Source organism: Glaciimonas sp. PAMC28666 (genome assembly GCF_016917355.1).
In the GTDB taxonomy this organism is placed as follows: Bacteria; Pseudomonadota; Gammaproteobacteria; order Burkholderiales; family Burkholderiaceae_D; genus Glaciimonas.
Genome location: NZ_CP070304.1, coordinates 3,235,869 through 3,258,869, shown reverse-complemented (window position 1 = coordinate 3,258,869; position 23,001 = coordinate 3,235,869). Strand labels below are relative to the sequence as shown.

The window sequence follows — 23,001 nt, the reverse complement described above, 5'->3', positions numbered from 1 at the left end:
GACTGTTAGTCAACTGTTGTTTGACTATTCCCTAACCGCTGTTTTATTTAATTAACGGATGCCCGCCATGAAACTGAGCCACAAACTTGTTCTTTCCCTGATTGCCATGTCCGGCGTTATGGCGACTCTCGCCCACGCGGATGAACCAGGACGCCATGCCTCCTATATCCATGCGCTGCAAGACCTCGACACCGCCAACTGGCTTATCGCCCATCGTGGCGGCGACAATTGGGTGATGGGTCACAATGAACAGGTCGCCCTTTCGGAGATCAACGCAGCCAAAAGTCTGGTCGTAGAATCGGGTAGAGACGTCGGCAAAGATTTTCAGAGTGCGCAACGACCGGATATTCACAGGGACCATAGTGGCCGTCTGCACGATGCCGTTGAAGCCTTGAGCAAGGCGCGTCAGGATGTGGCGCAAGAAGAGGACGATCCGCGTATCCGCGGTATGCAACACGAAGCCGTGCGGCATATTGAGATTGCCTTGCATGCGACCAGAGACGCGATTAGGGATGCCGGGTATTAATAGCGAAAATTAAACTTTAATTTATGCCGACTTTACAACGGCGCGTCGCTGAAGCTCTCAGCGAGCGCCGGTTGCGGTTAACATGGTCATCCGATCTATAACTCGTACATATCTTTTTCACCACTCATCACTTGCTCGATGAGTTTTCGGTTCATTGTCGGCGCCAGTAATTCAATGAACGTGTAAACGTAACTACGTAAATACGCACCCTGCTTGACCGCAGCCCGCGAGACGTTGGTCCCGAACAGATGACCCACTTTGATGGCCCGAAGGCAGGTATCGCGCTCTGGGTCGTATGCCATACCTGCAATAATCCCCACGCCCATCCCAAGCTCGACGTAGGTTTTAATAACATCGGCATCAATCGCCTCCAGCAGGACGTCAGGCTTCAGATTGCGCAATGAAAATGCATGATCGATTTTGCTGCGTCCGGCAAAGGCGCTGTCATAGGTAATTAAAGGATAGGCTGCGATTTCTTCCAGCGTGATGGCTTTTGATAGCAACAACGGGTGCTCGGGCGGGACCACCACCATATGTTCCCATTGATAACATGGCAAAGTAATTAGACCGTCCGCATTAGCGATCGCCTCAGTCGCCAATGCTAAATCCGCCTGATCGTTGCGTACCATATCCGCAACCTGCCGGGGATTTCCTTGCAATAAAGATAATCTAACCTTCGGGAATTTCAACGTAAACGCCTGCACCACTTTGGGCAGCGAGTAACGCGCCTGCGTATGCGTCGTAGCAATCGTAAAACTACCGCTATCGTGCGCCGCATATTCCTGACCAATGCGCTTGAGTCCTTCGATCTCCTGCATGATCGCTTCGACCGATTTCAAGACCTGGCGTCCAGGCTCGGTCAAGCCGCGTATGCGCTTGCCGTGACGCGTAAATATATCGACCCCAAGCTCCTCTTCCAGCTCGATAATCGCCTTCGACACACCGGGTTGCGACGTATACAGCGCCTTCGCAGCTTCGGTCAGGTTAAAGTTTTGCCGGACCGCCTCGCGCACAAAGCGAAACTGATGGAGATTCATAGGCGTGCCCTTCGTTTTCTATTCTGGAAAGCTGAAATTAAAAAAAGGTTTTCGAATACGCAACACTCACGTAACACTCAAGCATTGCTCACGCAACTTTCGCGTTACCCTCACGAAACCCTAAACGTTTTTCTATATACCAAATACGCATATAAGCAAATAAATACTCTGTAGTTGGTAATAAAGCAGAAGTTTATTACGATTCAGACTGTTTTGTACGGGGCTTTATGACTCTTTCTTATGTGGTAAGCGGCTTTGCCGTCGGATTATTGGTAGGATTGACCGGAGTTGGAGGCGGTTCTCTGATGACGCCCCTGCTCACCCTTCTTTTCGGCATCCACCCCAGCGTGGCCGTCGGCACCGATCTGGCGTTCGCTTCGGCCACCAAGGTTGCTGGCACGTTTGCCCACCGCTACAGCGGTAATATCCGTTGGGATATAGTCCGCCATCTATGCATCGGCGCGCTACCGGCAGCGGTGGTTACAGCCCTCGCCCTCAAACATTTCGGCACGATCAGTCCTGAAATGGGACAAATTATTCGCTACTCCATTGCCGGTTCCGTGTTTCTAACCGTCATCGCCTTGCTATTTAAAGGTAAACTGCAAAACTGGTTGAATGCACATCCTGAAAAACAGCTTCAGGGCGCAAATTTGACCGCTGCAACGATTGTTGCGGGATTGGTACTCGGCACGTTGGTCACCATTTCTTCAATCGGGGCTGGCGCTGTCGGTGCCACCTTGCTGGTCCTGCTGTATCCGCGTCTGACACCGGCTGAGGTAGCTGGTACCGATATCGCCTATGCCGTTCCATTGACCGCCATTGCTGCGGCAGGTCATTGGTGGTTAGGCTCAATCGACTGGGCGTTATTAAGCGCCCTGCTACTCGGTTCTGTTCCTGGTATTACACTAGGGTCCTTGGCAGCACGCAAGGTGCCAGAGAAAATTTTACGCGCCTTGTTAGCGGTAACGCTGACCAGCGTAGCAATTAAATTGGTTTTTTAAAATATTTTAATTCGAGACGTGGTTACGACCACAGATTAGGAACAAAAGATGTATCGCTACGACGAATACGATCACCAGATTGTTAAAGAACGCATTGCCCAATATCGCGGTCAGGTGGAACGCCGCCTGTCCGATGAACTGGCCGAAGATGAATTCCGTATCTTGCGCCTCCAAAATGGTTTGTACATGCAACGCCACGCGTACATGCTGCGCGTCGCCGTACCTTATGGCCTGCTGGCTTCGGCACAGATACGCAAGTTTGCGTATATTGCCCGCAAATATGATCGCGGTTATGGTCACTTCACGACGCGTCAAAATATTCAATACAACTGGATCAAGCTGGAAGAGTCACCAGATATTCTGGCTGACCTGGCAACGGTCGAAATGCATGCGATCCAGACGTCGGGAAACTGTATCAGGAATATTACCTCGGACGAACTGGCCGGCGTCGCTGCCGATGAAGTCATCGATCCGCGTCCTTACGCAGAAATTCTGCGCGAGTGGAGTACGTTCCATCCAGAGTTCGCCTACTTGCCGCGTAAATTCAAGTTCGCCATTAATGGCTCTGAGGAAGACCGCGCAGCGACTGCAGTGCATGACATCGGTTTAACGATGGTCAAAGATGCGTCTGGTGAAGTCGGCTTTAAAGTCATGGTCGGTGGGGGCATGGGCCGCACGCCGATTATCGGCAGCGTTATCCGTGAATACCTGCCGTGGCAACATGCGTTGACGTACATGGAAGCGATTCTGCGCGTCTATAACCAACACGGTCGTCGCGACAATATCTACAAGGCGCGTATCAAAATTTTGGTCAAGGCCATCGGTCCGCAAGAGTTTGCGCGTCAGGTTGAAGCTGAATGGCTGGACATCAAAGATGGTCCCGGCACCCTCACGGTCGAAGAATTGCAACGCGTAGCGCAGTATTTTACGGCACCAGCCTACGAAACATTGCCTGCCACCGATGCAGAATTCGAAGCCTTGAAAGCCAGCGATAAAGGTTTCGCCAACTGGTTGAAACGCAACGTTAAAGCGCACAAAGTCAGCGGTTACGCCGCGGTCATACTGTCGCTGAAGAAAACTGGGGTGCCACCGGGCGACATCACCGCAGACCAACTCGACTTCGTGGCTGATTTGTCGGATCGCTACAGTTTCGGCGAAGTGCGCGTGACGCATGAGCAGAATCTGGTGCTGGCTGACGTCAAGATTTCAGCGCTTTTCACATTCTGGCAAGCGGTCAAAGCACAAGGTCTGGCGACCCCAAACATTGGCTTGCTGACCGATATCATTTGCTGCCCTGGCGGAGATTTTTGCTCGCTGGCGAACGCCAAATCGATCCCGATTGCACAAGCGATTGCTGAAAAGTTCGACAACATCGACTTCCAGCATGACATTGGTGAGATCGAACTAAACATCTCCGGTTGCATCAACGCCTGCGGTCACCATCACGTTGGAAATATCGGTATTCTGGGTGTTGATAAAGATGGTGCCGAGTGGTACCAGGTCTCCATCGGCGGCGCGCAAGGTAATAGCACCAGCATCGGCAAAATCATCGGCCCTTCGTTTTCGGCCCATCAAATGCCGACAGTGATTGAACGTTTGCTAAGCGTGTACGTCAAGCAACGTACCGAAGATGAGCTTTTCATTGATACGGTACAGCGACTCGGCGTCGCACCGTTCAAAGAATACGTGTATGCCACACCGATCAAAGCGGCACAACCAACCGGGGAGGACGCTTGTGTCTAATTTGACTACCAACATTATCAAAAACCGCAGCGTCGTCACTGATGACTGGACTGTCCTGCGTTTAGCAACCGACGATACGGCCGAAACGGTTGAGATTCCGGCCGGGAAAGTCATCGTCCCTTTGACCGTGTGGCAAGCACAACGGGCTACGCTGGAAGGCCGCGCGCAACTTGGCGTCTGGCTGGCCAGCAATGCGCGCCCTGAAGAGTTGAAAGACGACCTCGCCCATTTCGAACTGATCGCCGTTGACTTCCCGATCTTTACCGATGGTCGCGGTTACTCAATTGCCTTCAACTTGCGCACCCGTTATGGCTACGAAGGCGAGTTACGCGCCATCGGTGATGTCTTGCGCGATCAACTGTTTTATATGTCTCGCGTTGGGTTCGATGCCTATGCAGTTCGTGCTGACAAAAACATTAATGATGCGTTAAAAGGTTTGACCGATTTCTCGGAAAAATATCAAGCTTCATGGGACGAAAAAACACCTTTGTTCCGTCGTGTAACGCGCCAGCCAGTGGTCCAGGAATAAACGCATGCAAACCAACGATTCAACCATATCTCTGCCCGAACTGATCGCCGCCACCCAGGCGACGTTGGAAAAGATCGCCAGCGACTATGCGCCTGCGGTATTTGCCTCCAGCCTGGCGGCGGAAGACATGGTGCTGACCGACTTGATTTTGCGCAGCAAATTAGCAATCGGCATCTTCACACTTGAAACCGGTCGACTGCATGCAGAAACCCTGGGCATGCTGGACCGGATCAAGGAAACCTATGACTATGACGTCACGCCGTTTCGCCCACAAGCTGACGCAGTTGCTACTTACGTTGAGAAAAACGGCTTGAATGCGTTTTATGACAGCATCGAGATGCGTAAGGAATGCTGCCGGATACGCAAGATTGAACCGCTCAATCGGGCGCTTTCCGGCAACAAATCATGGGTCACCGGACAGCGTCGTGCGCAATCGCTAACCCGCGCCGAACTGCACGTGCAAGAGCAGGACGAAGCCCACGCGATGACCAAGTTCAACCCTCTGGCTGACTGGTCCGAAGAGGATGTATGGGAATATATTCGCAGCAACAATGTGCCGTATAACCCACTGCACGACAAGGGCTATCCATCGATTGGCTGTGAACCGTGTACGCGCGCCATCCAGCCCGGTGAAGACGTCCGCGCCGGGCGCTGGTGGTGGGAAAATCCGGATTCCAAAGAGTGTGGTTTGCATGTCGTGGATGGAAAACTGATACGCATTAAATCTGTAGCCTGATACCGCCGAAGATTGATTCGATCCAGCCAGTTTGCAAAGACCGTAAATAATATTTAAGAGATATGACACCATGAACACTGCAGTAGAAAAACTTTTTCTCGATAACGCCAGTGACCGCCATCTTGACTGGCTGGAATCTGAAGCGATTCACATCATGCGCGAAGTTGCGGCTGAATGCAGCAACCCGGCGCTGCTATTCTCCGGTGGTAAAGATTCCGTCGTCATGCTGCGAATCGCCGAAAAAGCTTTTCGCCCCGGCAAATTCCCGTTCCCGCTGGTGCACATCGATACCGGCCATAACTTCGCCGAAGTCATCACCTTCCGCGACAAAAAAGTTGCGGAACTGGGTGAGCGTCTTATCATCGGTTCAGTTGAAGATTCGATCAAACGTGGTACGGTACGTTTGCGCAATCCACTGACTGACTCGCGGAACGCAGCACAAGCCGTGACCTTGCTGGAAACGATTGCCGAACACAAGTTTGATGCCTGTATCGGTGGCGCTCGCCGCGATGAAGAAAAAGCCCGCGCCAAAGAACGCATCTTTTCGTTCCGCGACGAATTCGGCCAATGGAACCCAAAGGCGCAACGTCCGGAATTGTGGGATCTGTATAACACCCGTGTGCATCCAGGTGAAAATATGCGCGTGTTCCCGATTTCGAACTGGACTGAACTCGATGTCTGGCAATACATCGCCCGTGAAAAACTGGAACTACCACCGATTTATTTCGCCCATCAGCGCCAGGTCATCCCGCGCAATGGTTTGCTGGTGCCATTGACTGATCTGACACCGGCCAAGGAAGGCGAAGTTGTAGAAATGCGCGAAGTACGGTTCCGTACAGTGGGCGATATTTCATGCACCTGCCCGGTTGCCTCCGACGCGACGACGGTGGAAGCCATCATCGCAGAAACCGCGATTACGCAAATTACCGAACGTGGCGCGACCCGCATGGACGATCAGACATCGGAAGCATCGATGGAAAAACGCAAAAAAGAAGGATATTTCTAATGAACGCCGTAGTGTCTGAAAAGAATCTCGTGAAACCACAACATCCACAGCAAGAACGCGGTCTGCTGCGCTTCATTACCGCTGGCTCCGTCGATGACGGCAAAAGCACATTGATTGGTCGCTTGCTGTTCGACAGCAAAGGCATTTTTGCCGACCAGCTTGATGCCATGTCACGCGCCAAACACAAGCGCACCGTGGGCGATACCATTGACCTGTCATTATTGACCGATGGCCTGGAAGCCGAACGCGAACAAGGCATCACGATTGATGTGGCCTATCGCTATTTCGCCACACCGAAACGCAAGTTCATCATTGCCGACACCCCGGGGCACGAGCAATACACCCGTAACATGGTCACAGGCGCGTCGACGGCTGATGCAGTGATCATTCTGGTTGATGTCTCCAAAGTCAAACTTGGCGATGACGGCAGCGTGGAATTGCTAACGCAAACCAAGCGTCATTCGACCATCGCGCATCTGCTACAGATCGAACACGTCATCGTAGCCGTGAATAAAATGGATTTGGTCAACTACGATCAAGCCGTGTATGACCGCATCGTCGCTGCTTACATGGACTTTGCCAAACAGCTTGGCCTGCGCGATATCCATGCGATTCCGTTGTCAGCGCTGGCGGGCGACAATGTGGTGGTCGCAGGCGACAAGATGCCTTGGAACAAAGGTCCAACCCTGATTTCTCTATTGGAATCACTCAGCGTCTACGATGAATCACATGACGAGCCGTTCCGTTTTCCGGTGCAACTGGTAGCGCGTCACAATGGTCACGAAGCCAACGATTTCCGTGGTTACATGGGAAGGATCGAAGCGGGGAAAGTCAGCAAGGGCGACAAGTTGACTATCCAGCCAAGCGGCCAAAGCGCAACGGTAAAAGATATTCTGGTATTTGAAGGTTCGCTGGAATCCGCCGCTGTCGGACAATCCGTAACGCTGCTACTGGAAGAGCATCTGGATATTTCCCGTGGCGATATGCTGGCTTCGGTCGCACGCGCGCCTGCCCTGCTCAAAACCATCAGCGCCGATTTGTGCTGGTTGTCGGAAGATGCGCTGGACCTGCGCCGCAAATATTGGATAAAACATACCACCAAGCAGACCGGTGCACGCATCACCAAAATTGATACCCTGCTGGATATTAATACGCAAGAACGCCGTCCGGCCGACACACTAAAATTGAACGACATCGCGCGCGTTTCTTTGACTGTGCAGCAACCCATTGCAGCGGATTCCTACGATGCAGTACGTGCCACCGGTGCCTTCATTTTGATTGACGAAGTGACGCATCAGACGGTCGCCGCGGGCATGATCCGTTTCGACTGACGTAACCAGACAGACTCGGACCTCTTATGCCATCGACTATCAGCGCTACTTCACTTATCTCCGGGTCCGAATCCGCCGCCATCTCGGGCGGCTTTGGTAAAGTGTATTTGATCGGTGCGGGACCTGGCGCTGCTGACTTGATTACAGTCCGCGGCGCACGTGTTCTGGGGCAGGCGGACGTGGTTTTGCATGATGCTCTGGTGACGGAAGACATGTTGGCTTTATGTCCGCAAGCGATCAAAATTCTGGTGGGCAAACGTTGTGGCCAGTTATCGACGGCGCAGCAATTTATCAATAAACAGCTGGTCGACAATGCGAGGAAATATTCGCTGGTGGTCCGCTTAAAAGGCGGCGATCCGATGTTGTTTGGTCGTGCCGATGAAGAGTTGCGGGCGCTTGAAGTGCATGGGATCGAAGTGGAAGTGGTGCCTGGTATCACGGCGGCTCTGGCCGCTGCGGCATCGGCGCAACAGCCATTAACTAAACGTGGTGTGTCGCGTAGTGTGGCGTTTTTTACGTCGAGCACTGCACCGGATGAGTCGGATCAGTCGACTATTCCGGATTGCGATACGCTGGTGCAGTACATGGGTGGGCGTGAAGCTACGGCTACTGCGCAACGGTTGTTGGCGCAGGGGCGGTTGGCTTCCACGCCGGTGGTGGTGGTTGAAAATTGTAGCCGGGCTAATGAGCGGGTTTTTCGGATGGAATTGGGGCAGTTGGAGGGTGGGTTGGTGCAGTGTGAGGGGCCGGTTTTGGTGATGATTGGGGAGGCGTTGGGGGAGCGGGTTGGGAAGGTGGTTTTGGCTGACGATGCGTCGTTTTTGCAGAATGTGGCTTAGGGTACGCGAGGTTATCCGGAGTTTTGTTTCAACGGATTGTTGTTACTTAACGTGGTTACTGCTTCGTAGTGGCTTGTTTTAGTTTTGGTTACTTAATGTGGGTACTGCTTTGTGGGGGCTTGTTTCAGTTTTCGTTACTTAATGTGGGTACTGCTCCGTGGGGGCTTGTTTCAGTTTGCGTTACTTAATGTGGGTACTGCTCCGTGGGGGCTTGTCGGGGGTAGCCCGACAAGCCCCCACGGAGCAATAACCGTATCAAATAACAAAGACTAAAACCAACAACCCCAATCTATAAACTCCCCACACAATATCCCGCAATAGCATCCAACACCTCAGGCTGCTCCCCAACTGCTTCCACAACAGAAATCACCATCCCCGGATACCGCCCCTGCGCCTCAACAACCAACAACGGCAAATCACGTTTAACATGCCCGCCTTGCCCCAAAAAAACCGGCACGATCCGAATGTCAGTCATGCCATCTGCGGCAAACTCCGCCAAAACCTCAGGCAGCTGCGGCGTCATCAACTCCAAAAAAGCCAACACCACCCTCACACCAGGCAATCGTTCCTGCGTGATCTTCTGCAGACGCTCAAACGGCTCCACCCAACTCGCCGCACGCGCGCCATGTGCGAATAGAATTAATGCTTGTTTTTTCATATGCGTCTCGCCTTCGGTCAATATTCGCAGTTTCAATCATGCGCATAGACGCTGTGTGATGTAGTTAATTAAACAGAATAATACGGCGAATCACAAAGTGCTTCAGGCGCCTGTTGATTCGAGCGCGCATAGGCGCCAGCTAGTGTCGTTCAACCCGCGACAAAGCCCCTATCGCCGCCACCAGGAACAATATGCTCGGCACCGCCGCAGTGATCAACGGCGGCCAGGTATTCAACAGCCCCAGATGCGAGAACAGACTGTTCACCAACTGAAAACTGAGACCAATCATGATACCGGTGAAAATCTTCAAGCTCACGCCACCCGCCCGGAAATGTAAATACGCAAACGGCAAAGCCAACGCCATCATGACAAATATCGATAGCGGATAAATAACTTTTTTCCAAAATGCAATTTCGTAGCGCTCCGTATGCTGACTATTCTCGGCCAGATGCTTAATATAAGCATGCAAGTCATAGGCTGACATCCGATCCGGGTCAGCAAACAAAACCGCCAGGATTTCCGGTGTGATTTCCGAAATCATCTCCTTTGATGGCATTTTCTTTGTCGCTATCGCCGTGTTGATCGTATCGGCCGATGCCCCGTTGCCAGTGACAAAATCGGTCTGCACCACGTCGCTCAAGCGCCACAAATGCGCGCCTGCGTAGACACTATGATCAGCCACGATAATCGAAGCAAGATGGAAGTTATGGTCGAATTCGTAGACTTTAACGCCGCGCAGCTCACCATTTGGAAGGATGTCATGAATATTAATAAAACGGGAACCGATAATTTCACCTGTCAGTCCGCCCGATTTAATGACGTCCTTGCTCCACAATCCCGACTTAAACTCTTGGGAGACGGATGCTCCTTTAGCACCTAACTTGATTTTTTCTGCAAATTCAGCACTTTTTGGCGCGACAAACTCACCAATCAGGACTGTTGCCACCACAAACAAAATACCAATTTTGAACAACATCCATGCTGTCATTTTGGTGGACATGCTGGAGACACGCATAATGGTGAATTCAGAGTGTGCTGCAAATTGGGAAAGCGTATAGATGGTGCCGATTAACACAGCAATCGGCATCAATTCATAGGCGTAACTTGGCAATCCCAACAATACAAAGCCGAACGCGTGTTGCAGCTTGTACCCACCGCGACCGACTGACTGCAATTCGCCCATCAAATCGAAAAAGGCAAACAGCGCCAAAAACGCAGCCAGAGCGAACAAGACTGAGCGCACAATCTCCGTGGTGAAATAACGTTGCAGGACTTTCATGAAGCCGCCGATTTTCTGATGAGACGGGCGTGCTTGATAGACGACCAGACAACTAAAGGATGATAGCGACTATTTACTTTCAAGCGCCACGAGAACAGGAACAGAATCAAGCCTGCCACTACCAGATGGACCGGCCACCAGGCCGTCAGGAACGATAATCGCCCTTGCACCACGGTTGCCTGAAAAAAACTCACCATATTGCTATACGTCACAAACAACAGCAGCGCGATAATCAAACTGGCCGAGCGGCCGACACGAGGATTGACGAAACTCAATGGAATCGCCAGCAACATCAGACACAAAGCCATCAGGGGCAACGACAGCCGCCACAACAATTCACCCATGTTGAAGTTGTTCGGCGCTTTCAGCAAATCGCTGGTTGGTAATGCCCTGGACGACCTGTCGCCACTTAAGGCCTGCGACTCGCTGGCGACCAGAGTGCCGTAGCGCTCAAACTCCATGATACGGAAATCGCTCTGGGTATTGACGCTGTCGTAGCGGCGGCCCTGCGATAAAATCAAAAATTTGTCGCCCTTTTTATCCTGCTCAATCGTCCCCTCTTTAGCGATGACGATGCTGTTCTTGCCTTCGGTCTGGGTATCAATAAAAACGTTTTTAACTTTGTTACTGTCGCCCGAAAATCCCTCGACGAAAAAAATACGGTTGCCAGCCGCTGATTCCTGAAACTTTCCAGGAGCGACTTTTGATAAATCTTCCCGTTTCTCAAAGCGCTCCCGATACTCTGCGCTTTGAGTGTTCGCCCAAGGCGTCGCAACGAAACTGAGAAGAGCCGTCAGGATCACGATCGGCAGACCAAACCAGAGCACCGGCTTAATCCATTGGGTCAGGCTCAGGCCGGATGCAAACCAGACCACCATTTCGGAATCCTGATAGCTACGTGTGACGACCAGCAGTACTGAAATATAGCCCGTCAAAATCAAAATAATCGGGAGGTAATTTAACGCCTGAAAGCCGATCAGGGCGACGACATCCGCGGATGCGATTTGGCCACCAGCCGCTTGTCCAAGAATCTTGATCAACATAACGGTGATGGTAATTGTGAAGAGCGTGGTGAACACGGCGCCTGCCGTACTCAACAATTCGCGTCGAAGAGCGCGCTGAAAAATCATGGGGGGACTATAATTGAGGATCGATAAGGAGTAACTGATGGACTTTAGCATAAAAACACCCGACGCAAAAACCTCAATTGCCACACTCAAATCCGGCTGTATCGCAGTCGGGGTCTTCGAAAACAAAAAATTAACACCTGAAGCACAGGCACTTGACAAAAGCGGAGAAATTACTGCAGCGTTAAAGTCTGGCGATATTTCCGGAAAACCCGGCTCCACCCTACTATTACGCAAAATTTCCGGCAGCGCTGCCGAGCGCGTATTGTTGATCGGTCTGGGCCCAGAAGGCGAAATCTCGGATAAAGTTATTTCCATGGCTGCACTCTGCGTTGCACGCGTAGCCTCAACCCTTGGTGCCAACGATGCGGTGGTTGCATTACCGTACACCGGTATTAAAGAACGCAATCAGGCGTGGGGTATTCGCACCACGGTGCAAGTCTTACGTGACAGCGACTATCGTTGCGACGGATTAAAAAGTAAAAAAGAGACGACTCCTGCCGGCGTAAAAAAATTCGCGTTTCTTGCCACCGCGGTTCAACTAATTGCCGCCAAAGAAGCACTGGCGCAAGCGATCGCTCTGGCGAACGGCACCGACCTGACCAAGGACCTGGGTAACTTGCCAGGCAACTTCTGCACCCCTACTTACCTTGCAAACACAGCTAAGAAACTGGCCAAGGAGTTCAAGCTTGAGGTTGAAGTGCTGGACCGCAAGCAGCTCGAGGCGCTCAAAATGGGAAGCTTTCTGTCAGTCGCTCGCGGCAGCGACCAGCCACCCAAGTTTATCGTTCTGAAGCACCTTGGCGGCAAAGTCAAAGACGCTCCTGTCGTTTTGGTCGGTAAAGGCGTGACATTTGATTCCGGTGGTATTTCGCTGAAAGCCGGTTTAAGCATGGACGAAATGAAATACGACATGTGCGGCGCAGCCACAGTGCTGGGAACACTCCGTGCCATTTCCGAGATGAAACTCAAGTTAAACGTCATTGGCGTGATTGCGGCAACTGAAAATATGCCTTCCGGCAGCGCAACCAAGCCGGGCGACGTGGTCACCTCAATGTCGGGTCAGACCATCGAAGTTCTCAACACTGACGCTGAAGGGCGTTTGGTCCTATGTGATGCGTTGACCTATGTCGAGCGCTTCAAACCGGCGGCCGTCGTCGATATTGCGACCTTGACCGGTGCATGTGTCACCGCACTTGGTCATCATAACTCCGGCTTATTCACGCGCCACGACGATGCGCATGACGTGTTAGCGGACCAATTGTTGAGTGCTGGAAAAGCCACCGGCGATACAGCCTGGCGCATGCCGATCGAAGATAGCTACCAGGAACAATTGAAGTCGAACTTCGCCGACATGGCGAATATCGGCGGTTCTGCTGGTGGCAGCATCACCGCAGCGTGCTTTTTGGAGCGATACACTAAAAAGTACACCTGGGCACATCTGGATATCGCCGGTACCGCCTGGAAAAGCGGCGCGGCCAAAGGTGCAACCGGTCGTCCGGTGCCGCTGCTGACCAATTTCCTGATTAATCGGGCAGCGTTAGTCAAGTAAAGCAATTTAAAAAGGCAACTGGTAGTTAACATGTTGCGAAACAAAACAGGCGTTTAACTTCAAGGTTAAACGCCTGTTTTTATATTCCCCTCCAGAATATCGTCGGAAAGAACTGGAAATTTAATCAAAATTTCCCTAAATAAATCATCGGAATCCGATTTCCCGGTTTGTTCGCGTGCAGGGAATTATCGCGCATGCACGGCAGCAAAATTGCCAACTTGCTTTACTTTTTAATCCCTGTAGGATTATGGTCAATCGCACCATCTTTTAAATAGCTTTTGTAGCCGCTATAAGCCGATCACTGTGTCGTGCCTCTAACATTTGCCCTGGTCCAGTTGGATTGTGTCTCATGCTTCTCCAGTTTTACTTGTTTTTAGTAAATTATTAGTCAACTATTTGTCGAATTTTTGTTGTTTTCTCGCAACTTTTTCTGCAAACACGTTCTATTATTAAAAAATCATCTAATTCAACCTAATTCGCTAATGAATAGCTAGTAGCTGTTTCAGGCCCATAGCCCTTTGCATTAATCCGAGCTGTGCTATCTGCTACAGAGGGAATGCGGCCTCCGTAGCGTCCCGAATACTCAGAAAGGACCGCCTGAATTGAAAGCATATCTCAACAACTTTCTCGGCGAAGTAGATCATCAGATTCGCCATTTTACCGATCGCTTCAGCAATAACGCCACCCTTTCCAAAACTGCCGCCGACGAACGTCCGTTGCGTGCCGAGTTATTCAGTGCATTACAAATGGAGCAGCACGGCAAGTTGCTCGCTACCGATCATCAGATCAAGCTTGAGGCCACCCCGGATCAATTACTGCCGCGTCTGGCCGACAATGAACGGGTGCTGATGCAGGCCTGCAGTTTGTTGATTGAATCCGTCAAGGGCAAGCGCCAGATCACACCTGCGGCAGAATGGCTGCTTGATAATTTCTATCTGATAGAAGAACAAATACGTACGGCCAAGCGACATTTGCCGAAAAATTACAGTATGGAATTACCGCGCCTGTTAAAAGGCCCGTCAGCTGGATTCCCCCGTGTTTACGACATTGCGTTAGAAACAATATCGCATGGCGATGCCCGCGTTGACCCAGAAAATTTAAGCCGCTTTGTCGCTGCTTATCAAAAAGTAATGCCACTCACAATGGGCGAATTGTGGGCGATACCGATCATGCTGCGGTTGGCACTGATTGATAATCTGCGCCGCGTGGCGGCGCGCCTTGCTGTCGGCAGCGAACATCGAAATCTGGCCGACTCCTGGGCTGACCAGATGACGGCAGTGCTGGAGACCGATCCCAGCAATCTGATTCTCATCATTGCCGATATGGCACGCTCCGATCCTCCGATGGTGGGGTCGTTCGTCGCCGAACTGGCGCGCCGTCTGCAAGGGCAAGGACCCGCTCTGGCTTTGCCACTGACTTGGATTGAACAGCGACTATTGCAATCCGGCGCCACCGTCGAACAACTGGTATTGACCGAAATTCAGCAACAAGCCGCCGATCAGGTGTCGATCAGCAACAGCATCGGTAGCTTGCGCTTTCTGGCAACGATGAACTGGCGCGAATTTTTCGAAACCATGAGTATCGTCGAACAGACACTGCAAACTGATCCCGCTGAAGTTTACGGAAAGATGGATTTCGGTACACGCGATCAATATCGCCATAGCGTTGAACATATTGCCAAGCACTCGCATCTTACCGAACTCGAAGTTGCGCAACTCGCTGTGGCGCTAGCGCAAGATGCCGCTTCGTCGCTCTACCGAGCCGACGACCAGACGCTGGAAAATATCGATCCGCGCAAGGCCCATATCGGCTACTACCTGATCGATGACGGTTTGCTGGATATCGAAAAAATTGCCGTTGTGGGGCGCCGCGGTCTGGACCGGTTCGGAAAATCTGCCAGTCGCATGCCGTTACGCATGTACCTCGGCGGGATTGCTGTGCTCACCACCCTGCTCACCGGCGGTCTGCTGTATCACGTTTATCTCCACGCATATCCCCTTCATGCCAGGAAATGGGAACTACCGATCATCGCAGTACTGGCCCTCATCGCGACTAGCCATCTGGCGTTGGCTTTGGTCAATTGGCTGGCGACCCTGCTTGCCACCCCGCAACGCCTCCCTCGCATGGATTTTTCCGAAGGTATCCCGGCCGAAGCCAGAACCTTGGTTGTGGTCCCGAGTATGTTGATACATGCCGATAGCGTCGACGATTTGAGCGAAGCGCTGGAAGTGCGTTTTTTGGCGAATCGCGATCCCCATTTGCATTTTTGCCTGCTCACGGATTTTCGCGATGCCTCCAGCGAAACACAGCCCGAAGATGCGATGCTGCTGCATCTTGCCGAGCAGCGCATAGACGAATTAAACGAAAAATATAGCCCTAAATACCGCAATACTTTTTTCCTGTTTCACCGCCCGAGGCGTTGGAATCCCCAAGAAAATATCTGGATGGGATATGAACGCAAACGCGGCAAGCTGGCCCAGTTGAATGCCTTTCTGCGCGGCGGCGAACGCTCAGCGTTTATGCATATCGTCGGCAAGCCCGAGGTGCTGTCCAACATCAAATACGTCATCACGTTAGACACCGACACCCTATTGCCACGGGATGTTGCGTGGCAACTTTCCGGTGCAATGGCACATCCGCTCAACCGGCCGTTTTATGACACGGCGCTGCAGCGCGTCACCGCAGGTTATGCGATTTTGCAACCCCGCGTTGCCAACAGCCTGCCCGGTAGCAACACCTCGTATTTTGCGCGTCTGTACGGCGGTGAATCCGGCATCGATCCCTACACCCGGGCGGTCTCCGATGTATATCAGGATTTATTCCGAGAGGGCTCGTTCATCGGTAAAGGAATCTATGACGTCGATGCGTTTGAACATGCGCTGACTAACCGCCTTCCAGAGAACCAGATTCTGAGTCATGACTTGCTGGAAGGCTGCTATGCACGCTCGGGCTTGCTCTCCGACATCCAGCTATACGAAGACTATCCAAACCGCTACGGTACCGACGTTAGCCGTCGTCATCGCTGGATTCGTGGTGATTGGCAAATTGCCGGTTGGTTACGTCCACGTGTGCCTGCAGCGGACAAGTCGATGCCGCGCCAACACAACTTCCTTTCGACTCTATCACACTGGAAAATATTCGACAATTTGCGTCGCAGCATGGTGCCAAGCGCGCTATTTTTATTGCTCATTTTAGGTTGGACAATATTTAACGCGCCGTTTTTCTGGACCGTCACCGTTGTCGGCATTATCGTTTTACCGTACATGATCGGCTCGGTCCTCGATCTGGTGCGCAAACCCAAAGACGTCTTGCTGCGCCAGCATCTCAAGGCCGTCCTTGACAGTGGTGTGAATTACTTGATACAGGCGTTATTGACGCTCGCGTTTCTACCCTATGAAGCGTGCTACAACATCGACGCCATTCTGCGCACGCTTTGGCGCATGCTGATTTCTCACCGCCGTATGCTTGAATGGAATCCATCCAGCGAAATCAGCCGCCATGGCACCAACGATGTACTCAGCAGTTTTAGAGCCATGTGGATGGCCCCGATGTTAGCAGTTGCCATCTTGATCGGCATTATTGAAACCGATCCGCAAGCATTGCTCACAGCGGTGCCGCTCCTGATATTGTGGATCATCGGACCGGCAATCGCCTGGCGCATCAGCCTTCCGCAACAACCCACAAAATCCCAACTAACGCGCGAGCAATATCGATTTTTGCGTAATCTGACCCGCAAAACATGGGCATTTTTTGAAACCTATGTTGGTCCCGAAGACAACTGGCTACCACCCGATAACGTTCAGGAGCAACCAGTCGCAGTGGTGGCACACCGAACCTCGCCGACAAATATCGGCATGGCATTACTGGCGAACCTTGCCGCGCATGATTTCGGTTACATTCTGATGGCGCAATTGCTGGAGCGTACCGATAACACCATGCGTACGTTACTCAGCCTGGAACGCTATCGCGGCCATTTCTATAACTGGTACGACACCCAATATCTCAAGCCGCTGCAACCGATGTATGTTTCGACCGTCGATAGCGGCAATCTGGCCGGTCATCTGCTGACGTTGCAAGCGGGGCTGAATGCACTGGATGAGCAACCGATCATCGGCAATCAATGGTTGCTGGGACTCTGGGATACGCTCTCTATTCTGGGTGAGGCAATTGATGCCACCGACGACACTATGGACAAGGCCGCTCAAGAACGGCTTGCCTTCCACGCGGAATTGGCAAACGCTTGTACCTCGCCCCCGATCAGCCTGGATGCTTTACAACGTGTGATTGAACGCTTGACGGACGGCGCGCTCACCATCGAGAGCACCCTGCATGCTACTCAAAGTTCAGAAGTAGGATGGTGGATGCGCGCGCTGGTACATCATTGCCGCGAAGCTAGCGCAACCCTCGCATGGTTAACCCCCTGGATGACGTTACCACATCATTCACACTGGATGACTGAGCTACCGCATCTCAATAACATCCCGACCCTGCGCGACCTGCTATCCCTTGAGATACGATTGCAACAAGACGAGCATAGGGTAAATGCCACAATCACCATCGATAGCGACGATAAGGCAATGACTGCAAACTTTTCTTCAAGAATAAACAGTGAGGAAGCGGCTACCCAACTCGCTAATATCCACGCCAGCGTGGCGGTAGCGGCCGAACGCGCCACCAGGTACATCAAGACCATTGCGCGTCTGACGCTTGAATTGCGCGAGATGGCGCAGATGGAATACGAATTTCTATACGATCGCGCCAGCCATTTGCTCGCCATCGGTTACAACGTCAGCGAACGCCGCCGCGACGCGAGCTACTACGATTTGCTGGCATCGGAGGCCAGACTGTGCAGCTTTGTCGCGATTGCGCAAGGTCAACTCCCGCAAGAAAACTGGTTCTCGCTCGGCCGTCAACTCACCACCGCTGGCGGTGCGCCGATCCTGCTCTCGTGGAGCGGTTCAATGTTCGAATACCTGATGCCGCTATTGGTCATGCCAAATTTTGCCAACACCCTGCTTGATCAAACCTATCGCTCTGCCGTAAAACGCCAGATCGACTATGGCGCACAAACCGGCATGCCATGGGGAATTTCGGAGTCGGGCTACAACGCTTTCGACGCTAGTCTGAATTACCAATATCGCGCTTTCGGCGTGCCCGGGCTAGGACTCAAGCGTGGCTTGGCGGACGATCAGGTAATTGCGCCCTATGCGTCAGTACTAGCGTTGATGGTCGCGCCGGAACAAGCTTGCGCCAACCTCCAACGACTGACAGCGGATGGATTTCAGGGCCGGTACGGTATGTATGAAGCCATCGACTACACCCGCGCCCGGCTGCCTCGCGGCCAGTCACATGCGCTGATTCGCTCTTTCATGGCGCATCACCAAGGCATGAGTTTACTCGCGCTCACCTACCTCCTGCTCGATAAGCCGATGCAGCAACGGTTTGCCTCCGATCCGCTCTTTCAGGCCACCATGTTATTGCTGCACGAGCGCGTGCCAAAAGCCAGTGCGTTCTATTCCAACAGCAGTGAGCTAGCGGAAATCCGCACCGTCGCCGCCAGCACCCAGGAAATGCCGGTGCGCATACTTGCCAGCGCCCATACACCGATCCCGGAAGTGCAATTGCTCTCCAATGGTCGCTATCACGTCATGCTCAGTAACGCGGGCGGCGGTTCCAGCCGCTGGCGCGATCTAGCCGTCTCGCGCTGGCACGAAGACACCACTTGCGACAATTGGGGCACTTTCTGCTACGTGCGGGACCTTACCAGCGGCGTCTATTGGTCCAGCACCTTCCAACCGACACGCAAACTGGCGCAAGACTATGAAGTCATATTTTCTGAAGGTCGTGCCGAGTTCCGCCGCCGTGATGCCGGCGAAGCTTATGATATTGAAATGCATACTGAAATCGTGGTATCGCCTGAGGACGACATTGAACTGCGTCGTAGCCGCATCACCAATCGTTCGCGTAGCCGGAGAACGATCGACATCACCAGTTACTCCGAAGTCGTGTTAGCCCCCGCTGCGGCCGATAGTGCCCATCCGGCCTTTAGCAATCTATTCGTTCAGACCGAAATACTACAAGATCGGCGCGCCATTCTGTGCACGCGGCGTCCACGCTCTATCGATGAAAAAATGCCGTGGATGTTTCATTTAATGGCAGCGCATGGTGCTCAAATCGACACCATCTCCTATGAAACCGACCGCATGCAATTCATCGGTCGCGGCCGTTCTATCGCCGCCCCACAAGCCATGCTCAGTCAGGATGCGCTATCAGGTAGCCACGGTTCGGTGCTCGATCCGGTGGTCGCAATCCGCTATCGTATTACGCTCGCTGCAGAGCAAACGGTGAACATCGACATGGTGACCGGCGTGACCGAAACGCGGGATGCCTGCCTCTCCTTGATCGATAAATATCAGGACCGTCATCTGGCCGACCGGGTGTTCGATTTATCGTGGACCCACAGCCAGGTCATCTTGCGCCAGATCAATGCAACCGAAACGGACGCCCAACTCTACGGCCGTCTGGCAAATTCGATCATCTACGCCAACAGTGCATTGCGCGCCGATGCCAGCATTCTGATTAAAAATACCCGAGGGCAGTCAGGCTTGTGGAGTTACGCTATTTCCGGTGACTTGCCGATAGTGCTGTTGCAAATCAAGGACGTCGCCAATATCGAACTGGTAAGGCAACTGGTGCAGGCGCATTCTTACTGGCGATTGAAAGGTCTGGCGGTCGATCTGGTGATCTGGAACGAAGACCATGCCGGTTATCGTCAACTGTTGCAGGACCAAATAATGGGCTTGATTGCCGCCGGAATCGAAGGTCACGTGATTGATCGACCCGGTGGTATTTTTGTCCGACCGGGCGATCAGATTGCCAATGAAGATCGGATATTGCTGTATTCCGTAGCCCGCATCGTCCTGACCGACAGCAGCGGCACGCTGGCCGAACAAATCAACCGACGCGGTGTTCTGGAAAGTCGCGTACCTCGTTTGAATGCCAGCAGAAGTCCAACCATTGAGCCGACCGGACGGACCGATGGCACCAAGCAATCGGTTGCGCCACTGATTCAACGTAGCGATCTTATTCTGACCAATCCCTATGGCGGATTCACCCCGGACGGGCGCGAATATGTCATCACCACCAGCGAGCAACAACAAACGCCCGCGCCGTGGGTGAACGTATTGGCAAATGCGGAGTTCGGCACCATCGTGTCGGAAAATGGCATCGCTTATAGCTGGGGTGAAAACGCCCACGAATATCGACTCACTCCGTGGCACAACGACCCCGTTAGCGCTGCCAGCGGGGAAGCCTTCTTTCTACGGGATGAAGAGACCACCGAATATTGGTCGCCCACCCCGCTCTTATCGGCCTGCCCTGCTTTACGCGGAACCAACGCCCGTTCATCCCCCTATGTCACCCGTCACGGTTTCGGTTATAGCGTCTTTGAACATATGGAAAACGGCATCGCCTCTGCACTCTGGGTGTACGTGGCGACCGACGATTCAGTAAAATTTTCCGTACTCAAATTACGCAATGACTCCGGTCGCACCCGTAAATTATCGGCGACCGGTTATGTCGAATGGGTGCTAGGTGACTTGCGCGAAAAATCGATGATGCATGTAGTCACTGAGGTGGACCCCAACAGTGGCGCGGTGTTTGCGCATAACCCTTACAACACCGATTTTAATCAACGCGTGGCCTTCTTCGACGTCGATGATCCCAATCGTACGCTCACCGGTGACCGCAATGAATTCATTGGTCGCAATGGCTCGCTGCAGCAACCGCAAGCGCTGGAGCGCACCCACCTTTCAGGTAAAACAGGCGCAGGGCTGGATCCTTGCGCCGCTTTACAGGTGCCGTTTACCCTCGCAGACGGTGAGAGCCGACAACTTGTCTTTATGTTAGGATTGTCCAAAACCGGTAGCGCCGATGCCAGCGCTCTGGTCCGAAAACTGCGTGGTACTGCAACCGCTCAGAGCACGCTGGATGCCGTGCATCGGTATTGGGATCAAACGTTAGGCGCAGTGCAAATTGACACGCCAGACACCTCTCTCAATGTGCTGACCAATGGTTGGTTAATGTATCAAACCATTGCTTGCCGACTTTGGGCGCGCAGCGGGTACTATCAGTCTGGTGGTGCCTTCGGCTTCCGCGATCAATTGCAGGACGTCATGGCATTGGTCCATACGCAACCCGATTTGCTACGTGCCCACCTGTTGCTTTGCGCCGCCCATCAATTTGTCGAAGGCGATGTCTTACATTGGTGGCACCCGCCGTCAGATCGTGGCGTACGCACCAAATGCTCCGATGATTTTTTATGGTTACCACTCGCCACCTGCCGTTACGTCACGGCCACCGGCGATACCACCGTGCTGGATGAAGTGGCCCCATTTATCGAAGGTCGACTGGTCGGTGAGAACGAAGACTCGTATTACGATCTTCCTGCCCGCTCCTCCAAAACTGCCAGTTTGTATCAACATTGCACACGTGCGATCACCCATGGCTTGCGCTTCGGCAGCCACGGCTTACCTTTAATCGGATCATGCGACTGGAACGATGGGATGGACAAAGTCGGTGAACATGGTCGCGGCGAAAGCGTCTGGCTCGGATGGTTTTTATACGACGTTCTGGACAACTTCTCCGGGATTGCAGAACAACACGGTGATACGGCATTTTCTGACCTTTGCAAGTCAGAAGCAAAGAAACTGCAAACTAATATCGAAACCAACGCCTGGGATGGTAACTGGTATCGGCGCGCTTATTTTGACGATGGAACGCCGCTCGGCTCCGTCAGCAATCCGGAATGCCAGATTGATGCCATCTCGCAAAGTTGGGCGGTGATATCCGGTGCTGGCGATCCTGACCGTGCCAGGCAAGCCATGAATTCGGTCGACCACCGTTTAGTCCGGCGCGACGCCGGGCTGATTCAATTGCTTGATCCGCCGTTCGACAAGTCACCGCTCAATCCCGGATACATTCGCGGCTATGCCCCCGGCGTGCGGGAAAACGGTGGCCAATACACCCACGCCGCCATCTGGACCATCATGGCCTTTGCCCGTCTCGGCGACCAACGCCGCGCCTGGGAACTGCTCGACCTGATTAACCCCGTCAACCATGGACAAAGCGCAGAAAAAATTGCGATCTATAAAGTCGAACCGTACGTCATTACTGCCGATGTGTATGGTGTCGCGCCGCATGTCGGACGCGGCGGCTGGAGTTGGTACACCGGCTCCGCAGGCTGGATGTATCGCCTGATCACCGAATCACTGCTGGGCCTCACGTTAGAAAACAACAAACTCTCATTCAAACCCTGCATGCCCGAGGGCTGGGATAAATTCTCTATCCGCTATCGTTATCGCAGCACTATTTACCAGATTGGAATTACGCAGCTGGAGCATGGCCAAAGTGGTGAAGTTGCGGTTAGCATGGACGGTGTGCTGCATCCCGGCTCTTCGTTCACGTTGGTAGACGATCAAAAGGAGCACATGGTCGAACTCAGGATAGCCAGGATGGCTGACGCTGAAGGCAGCAGCAGCAGCACGGGGTGATCAAGTCAGCGAAATAACGTAACGACGTTCCGTGCTAGCACCCCGAGCTTGCGCTTACGTCTCATGTCTCGCGCTTGCGGTTGCGT

The 23,001-nt window shown here is 52.8% G+C and carries 14 protein-coding genes; 10 read left to right on the top strand and 4 right to left on the bottom strand.

Annotation, left to right across the window (positions count from 1 at the left end; genetic code table 11):
• Window positions 1-67: 67 nt before the first annotated feature.
• Window positions 68-526 (top strand): hypothetical protein, encoded by a 459-nt coding sequence (locus tag JQN73_RS13955; protein WP_205319483.1) that lies wholly within the window; start codon window positions 68-70, stop codon window positions 524-526.
• A 95-nt stretch (window positions 527-621) separates the two neighbouring features.
• On the opposite strand, the gene JQN73_RS13950 is transcribed toward JQN73_RS13955, so the two are convergent.
• Window positions 622-1,563 (bottom strand): CysB family HTH-type transcriptional regulator, encoded by a 942-nt coding sequence (locus JQN73_RS13950; RefSeq protein ID WP_205319482.1) that lies wholly within the window; start codon window positions 1,561-1,563, stop codon window positions 622-624.
• A 227-nt stretch (window positions 1,564-1,790) separates the two neighbouring features.
• Between JQN73_RS13950 and JQN73_RS13945 the strand changes: the two genes are divergently transcribed.
• The 7 genes from JQN73_RS13945 (at window position 1,791) to cobA (ending at window position 8,748) form a co-directional block, all read left to right on the top strand.
• Window positions 1,791-2,564, top strand: a complete 774-nt coding sequence (locus JQN73_RS13945; protein ID WP_205319481.1) for a sulfite exporter TauE/SafE family protein — start codon at window positions 1,791-1,793, stop codon at window positions 2,562-2,564.
• A 48-nt stretch (window positions 2,565-2,612) separates the two neighbouring features.
• A complete protein-coding gene (locus JQN73_RS13940) occupies window positions 2,613-4,307 on the top strand; it encodes a nitrite/sulfite reductase (protein ID WP_205319480.1) in 1,695 nt (564 codons plus the stop codon).
• Window positions 4,300-4,836, top strand: a complete 537-nt coding sequence (locus JQN73_RS13935) for a DUF934 domain-containing protein (RefSeq protein ID WP_240162270.1) — start codon at window positions 4,300-4,302, stop codon at window positions 4,834-4,836. Before JQN73_RS13940 ends, JQN73_RS13935 begins: the two co-directional genes overlap by 8 nt.
• Window positions 4,837-4,840: 4 nt before the next feature.
• Complete coding sequence (locus JQN73_RS13930) at window positions 4,841-5,572, top strand: phosphoadenylyl-sulfate reductase (protein ID WP_205319478.1); 732 nt, start codon at window positions 4,841-4,843, stop codon at window positions 5,570-5,572.
• Between the two features lie 70 nt (window positions 5,573-5,642).
• On the top strand, window positions 5,643-6,578 hold the full coding sequence (gene cysD, locus JQN73_RS13925) for a sulfate adenylyltransferase subunit CysD (RefSeq protein ID WP_205319477.1): 936 nt from the start codon (window positions 5,643-5,645) through the stop codon (window positions 6,576-6,578).
• On the top strand, window positions 6,578-7,909 hold the full coding sequence (locus tag JQN73_RS13920) for a sulfate adenylyltransferase subunit 1 (RefSeq protein WP_205319476.1): 1,332 nt from the start codon (window positions 6,578-6,580) through the stop codon (window positions 7,907-7,909). The genes cysD and JQN73_RS13920 overlap by 1 nt, the downstream gene beginning before the upstream one ends.
• 26 nt (window positions 7,910-7,935) lie before the next feature.
• Entirely contained in the window at window positions 7,936-8,748 is an 813-nt protein-coding gene (gene cobA / locus JQN73_RS13915) for a uroporphyrinogen-III C-methyltransferase (RefSeq protein WP_205319475.1), read from the top strand.
• Window positions 8,749-9,037: 289 nt separating this feature from the next.
• Here the strand turns inward: cobA and JQN73_RS13910 are convergent, their stop codons facing one another.
• From JQN73_RS13910 to lptF, 3 genes are all read right to left on the bottom strand, one after another.
• The gene (locus JQN73_RS13910; protein WP_205319474.1) at window positions 9,038-9,406 is read right to left on the bottom strand and encodes a sirohydrochlorin chelatase; all 369 of its coding nucleotides are present in this window, start codon (window positions 9,404-9,406) and stop codon (window positions 9,038-9,040) included.
• A gap of 139 nt (window positions 9,407-9,545) precedes the next feature.
• The gene (lptG, locus tag JQN73_RS13905) at window positions 9,546-10,685 is read right to left on the bottom strand and encodes an LPS export ABC transporter permease LptG (protein ID WP_205319473.1); all 1,140 of its coding nucleotides are present in this window, start codon (window positions 10,683-10,685) and stop codon (window positions 9,546-9,548) included.
• A complete protein-coding gene (lptF, locus tag JQN73_RS13900) occupies window positions 10,682-11,815 on the bottom strand; it encodes an LPS export ABC transporter permease LptF (protein WP_205323371.1) in 1,134 nt (377 codons plus the stop codon). The genes lptG and lptF overlap by 4 nt, the downstream gene beginning before the upstream one ends.
• Before the next feature lie 37 nt (window positions 11,816-11,852).
• Here lptF and JQN73_RS13895 point away from each other — a divergent pair, with 37 nt between their 5' ends.
• A complete protein-coding gene (locus tag JQN73_RS13895; protein ID WP_205319472.1) occupies window positions 11,853-13,364 on the top strand; it encodes a leucyl aminopeptidase in 1,512 nt (503 codons plus the stop codon).
• 602 nt (window positions 13,365-13,966) lie between these two features.
• Entirely contained in the window at window positions 13,967-22,915 is an 8,949-nt protein-coding gene (locus JQN73_RS13890) for a GH36-type glycosyl hydrolase domain-containing protein (RefSeq protein ID WP_370551242.1), read from the top strand.
• Window positions 22,916-23,001: the final 86 nt, after the last annotated feature.

What these genes read in the sequence shown, in the direction of transcription:
- JQN73_RS13950 (WP_205319482.1), bottom strand. Translation starts at nt 1,563, where the DNA reads ATGAATCTCCATCAGTTTCGCTTTGTGCGCGAGGCGGTCCGGCAAAAC.
- JQN73_RS13930 (WP_205319478.1), top strand. Translation starts at nt 4,841, where the DNA reads ATGCAAACCAACGATTCAACCATATCTCTGCCCGAACTGATCGCCGCC.
- cobA (WP_205319475.1), top strand. Translation starts at nt 7,936, where the DNA reads ATGCCATCGACTATCAGCGCTACTTCACTTATCTCCGGGTCCGAATCC.
- lptG (WP_205319473.1), bottom strand. Translation starts at nt 10,685, where the DNA reads ATGAAAGTCCTGCAACGTTATTTCACCACGGAGATTGTGCGCTCAGTC.
- JQN73_RS13945 (WP_205319481.1), top strand. Translation starts at nt 1,791, where the DNA reads ATGACTCTTTCTTATGTGGTAAGCGGCTTTGCCGTCGGATTATTGGTA.
- JQN73_RS13895 (WP_205319472.1), top strand. Translation starts at nt 11,853, where the DNA reads ATGGACTTTAGCATAAAAACACCCGACGCAAAAACCTCAATTGCCACA.
- JQN73_RS13910 (WP_205319474.1), bottom strand. Translation starts at nt 9,406, where the DNA reads ATGAAAAAACAAGCATTAATTCTATTCGCACATGGCGCGCGTGCGGCG.
- lptF (WP_205323371.1), bottom strand. Translation starts at nt 11,815, where the DNA reads ATGATTTTTCAGCGCGCTCTTCGACGCGAATTGTTGAGTACGGCAGGC.
- JQN73_RS13955 (WP_205319483.1), top strand. Translation starts at nt 68, where the DNA reads ATGAAACTGAGCCACAAACTTGTTCTTTCCCTGATTGCCATGTCCGGC.
- cysD (WP_205319477.1), top strand. Translation starts at nt 5,643, where the DNA reads ATGAACACTGCAGTAGAAAAACTTTTTCTCGATAACGCCAGTGACCGC.
- JQN73_RS13920 (WP_205319476.1), top strand. Translation starts at nt 6,578, where the DNA reads ATGAACGCCGTAGTGTCTGAAAAGAATCTCGTGAAACCACAACATCCA.
- JQN73_RS13940 (WP_205319480.1), top strand. Translation starts at nt 2,613, where the DNA reads ATGTATCGCTACGACGAATACGATCACCAGATTGTTAAAGAACGCATT.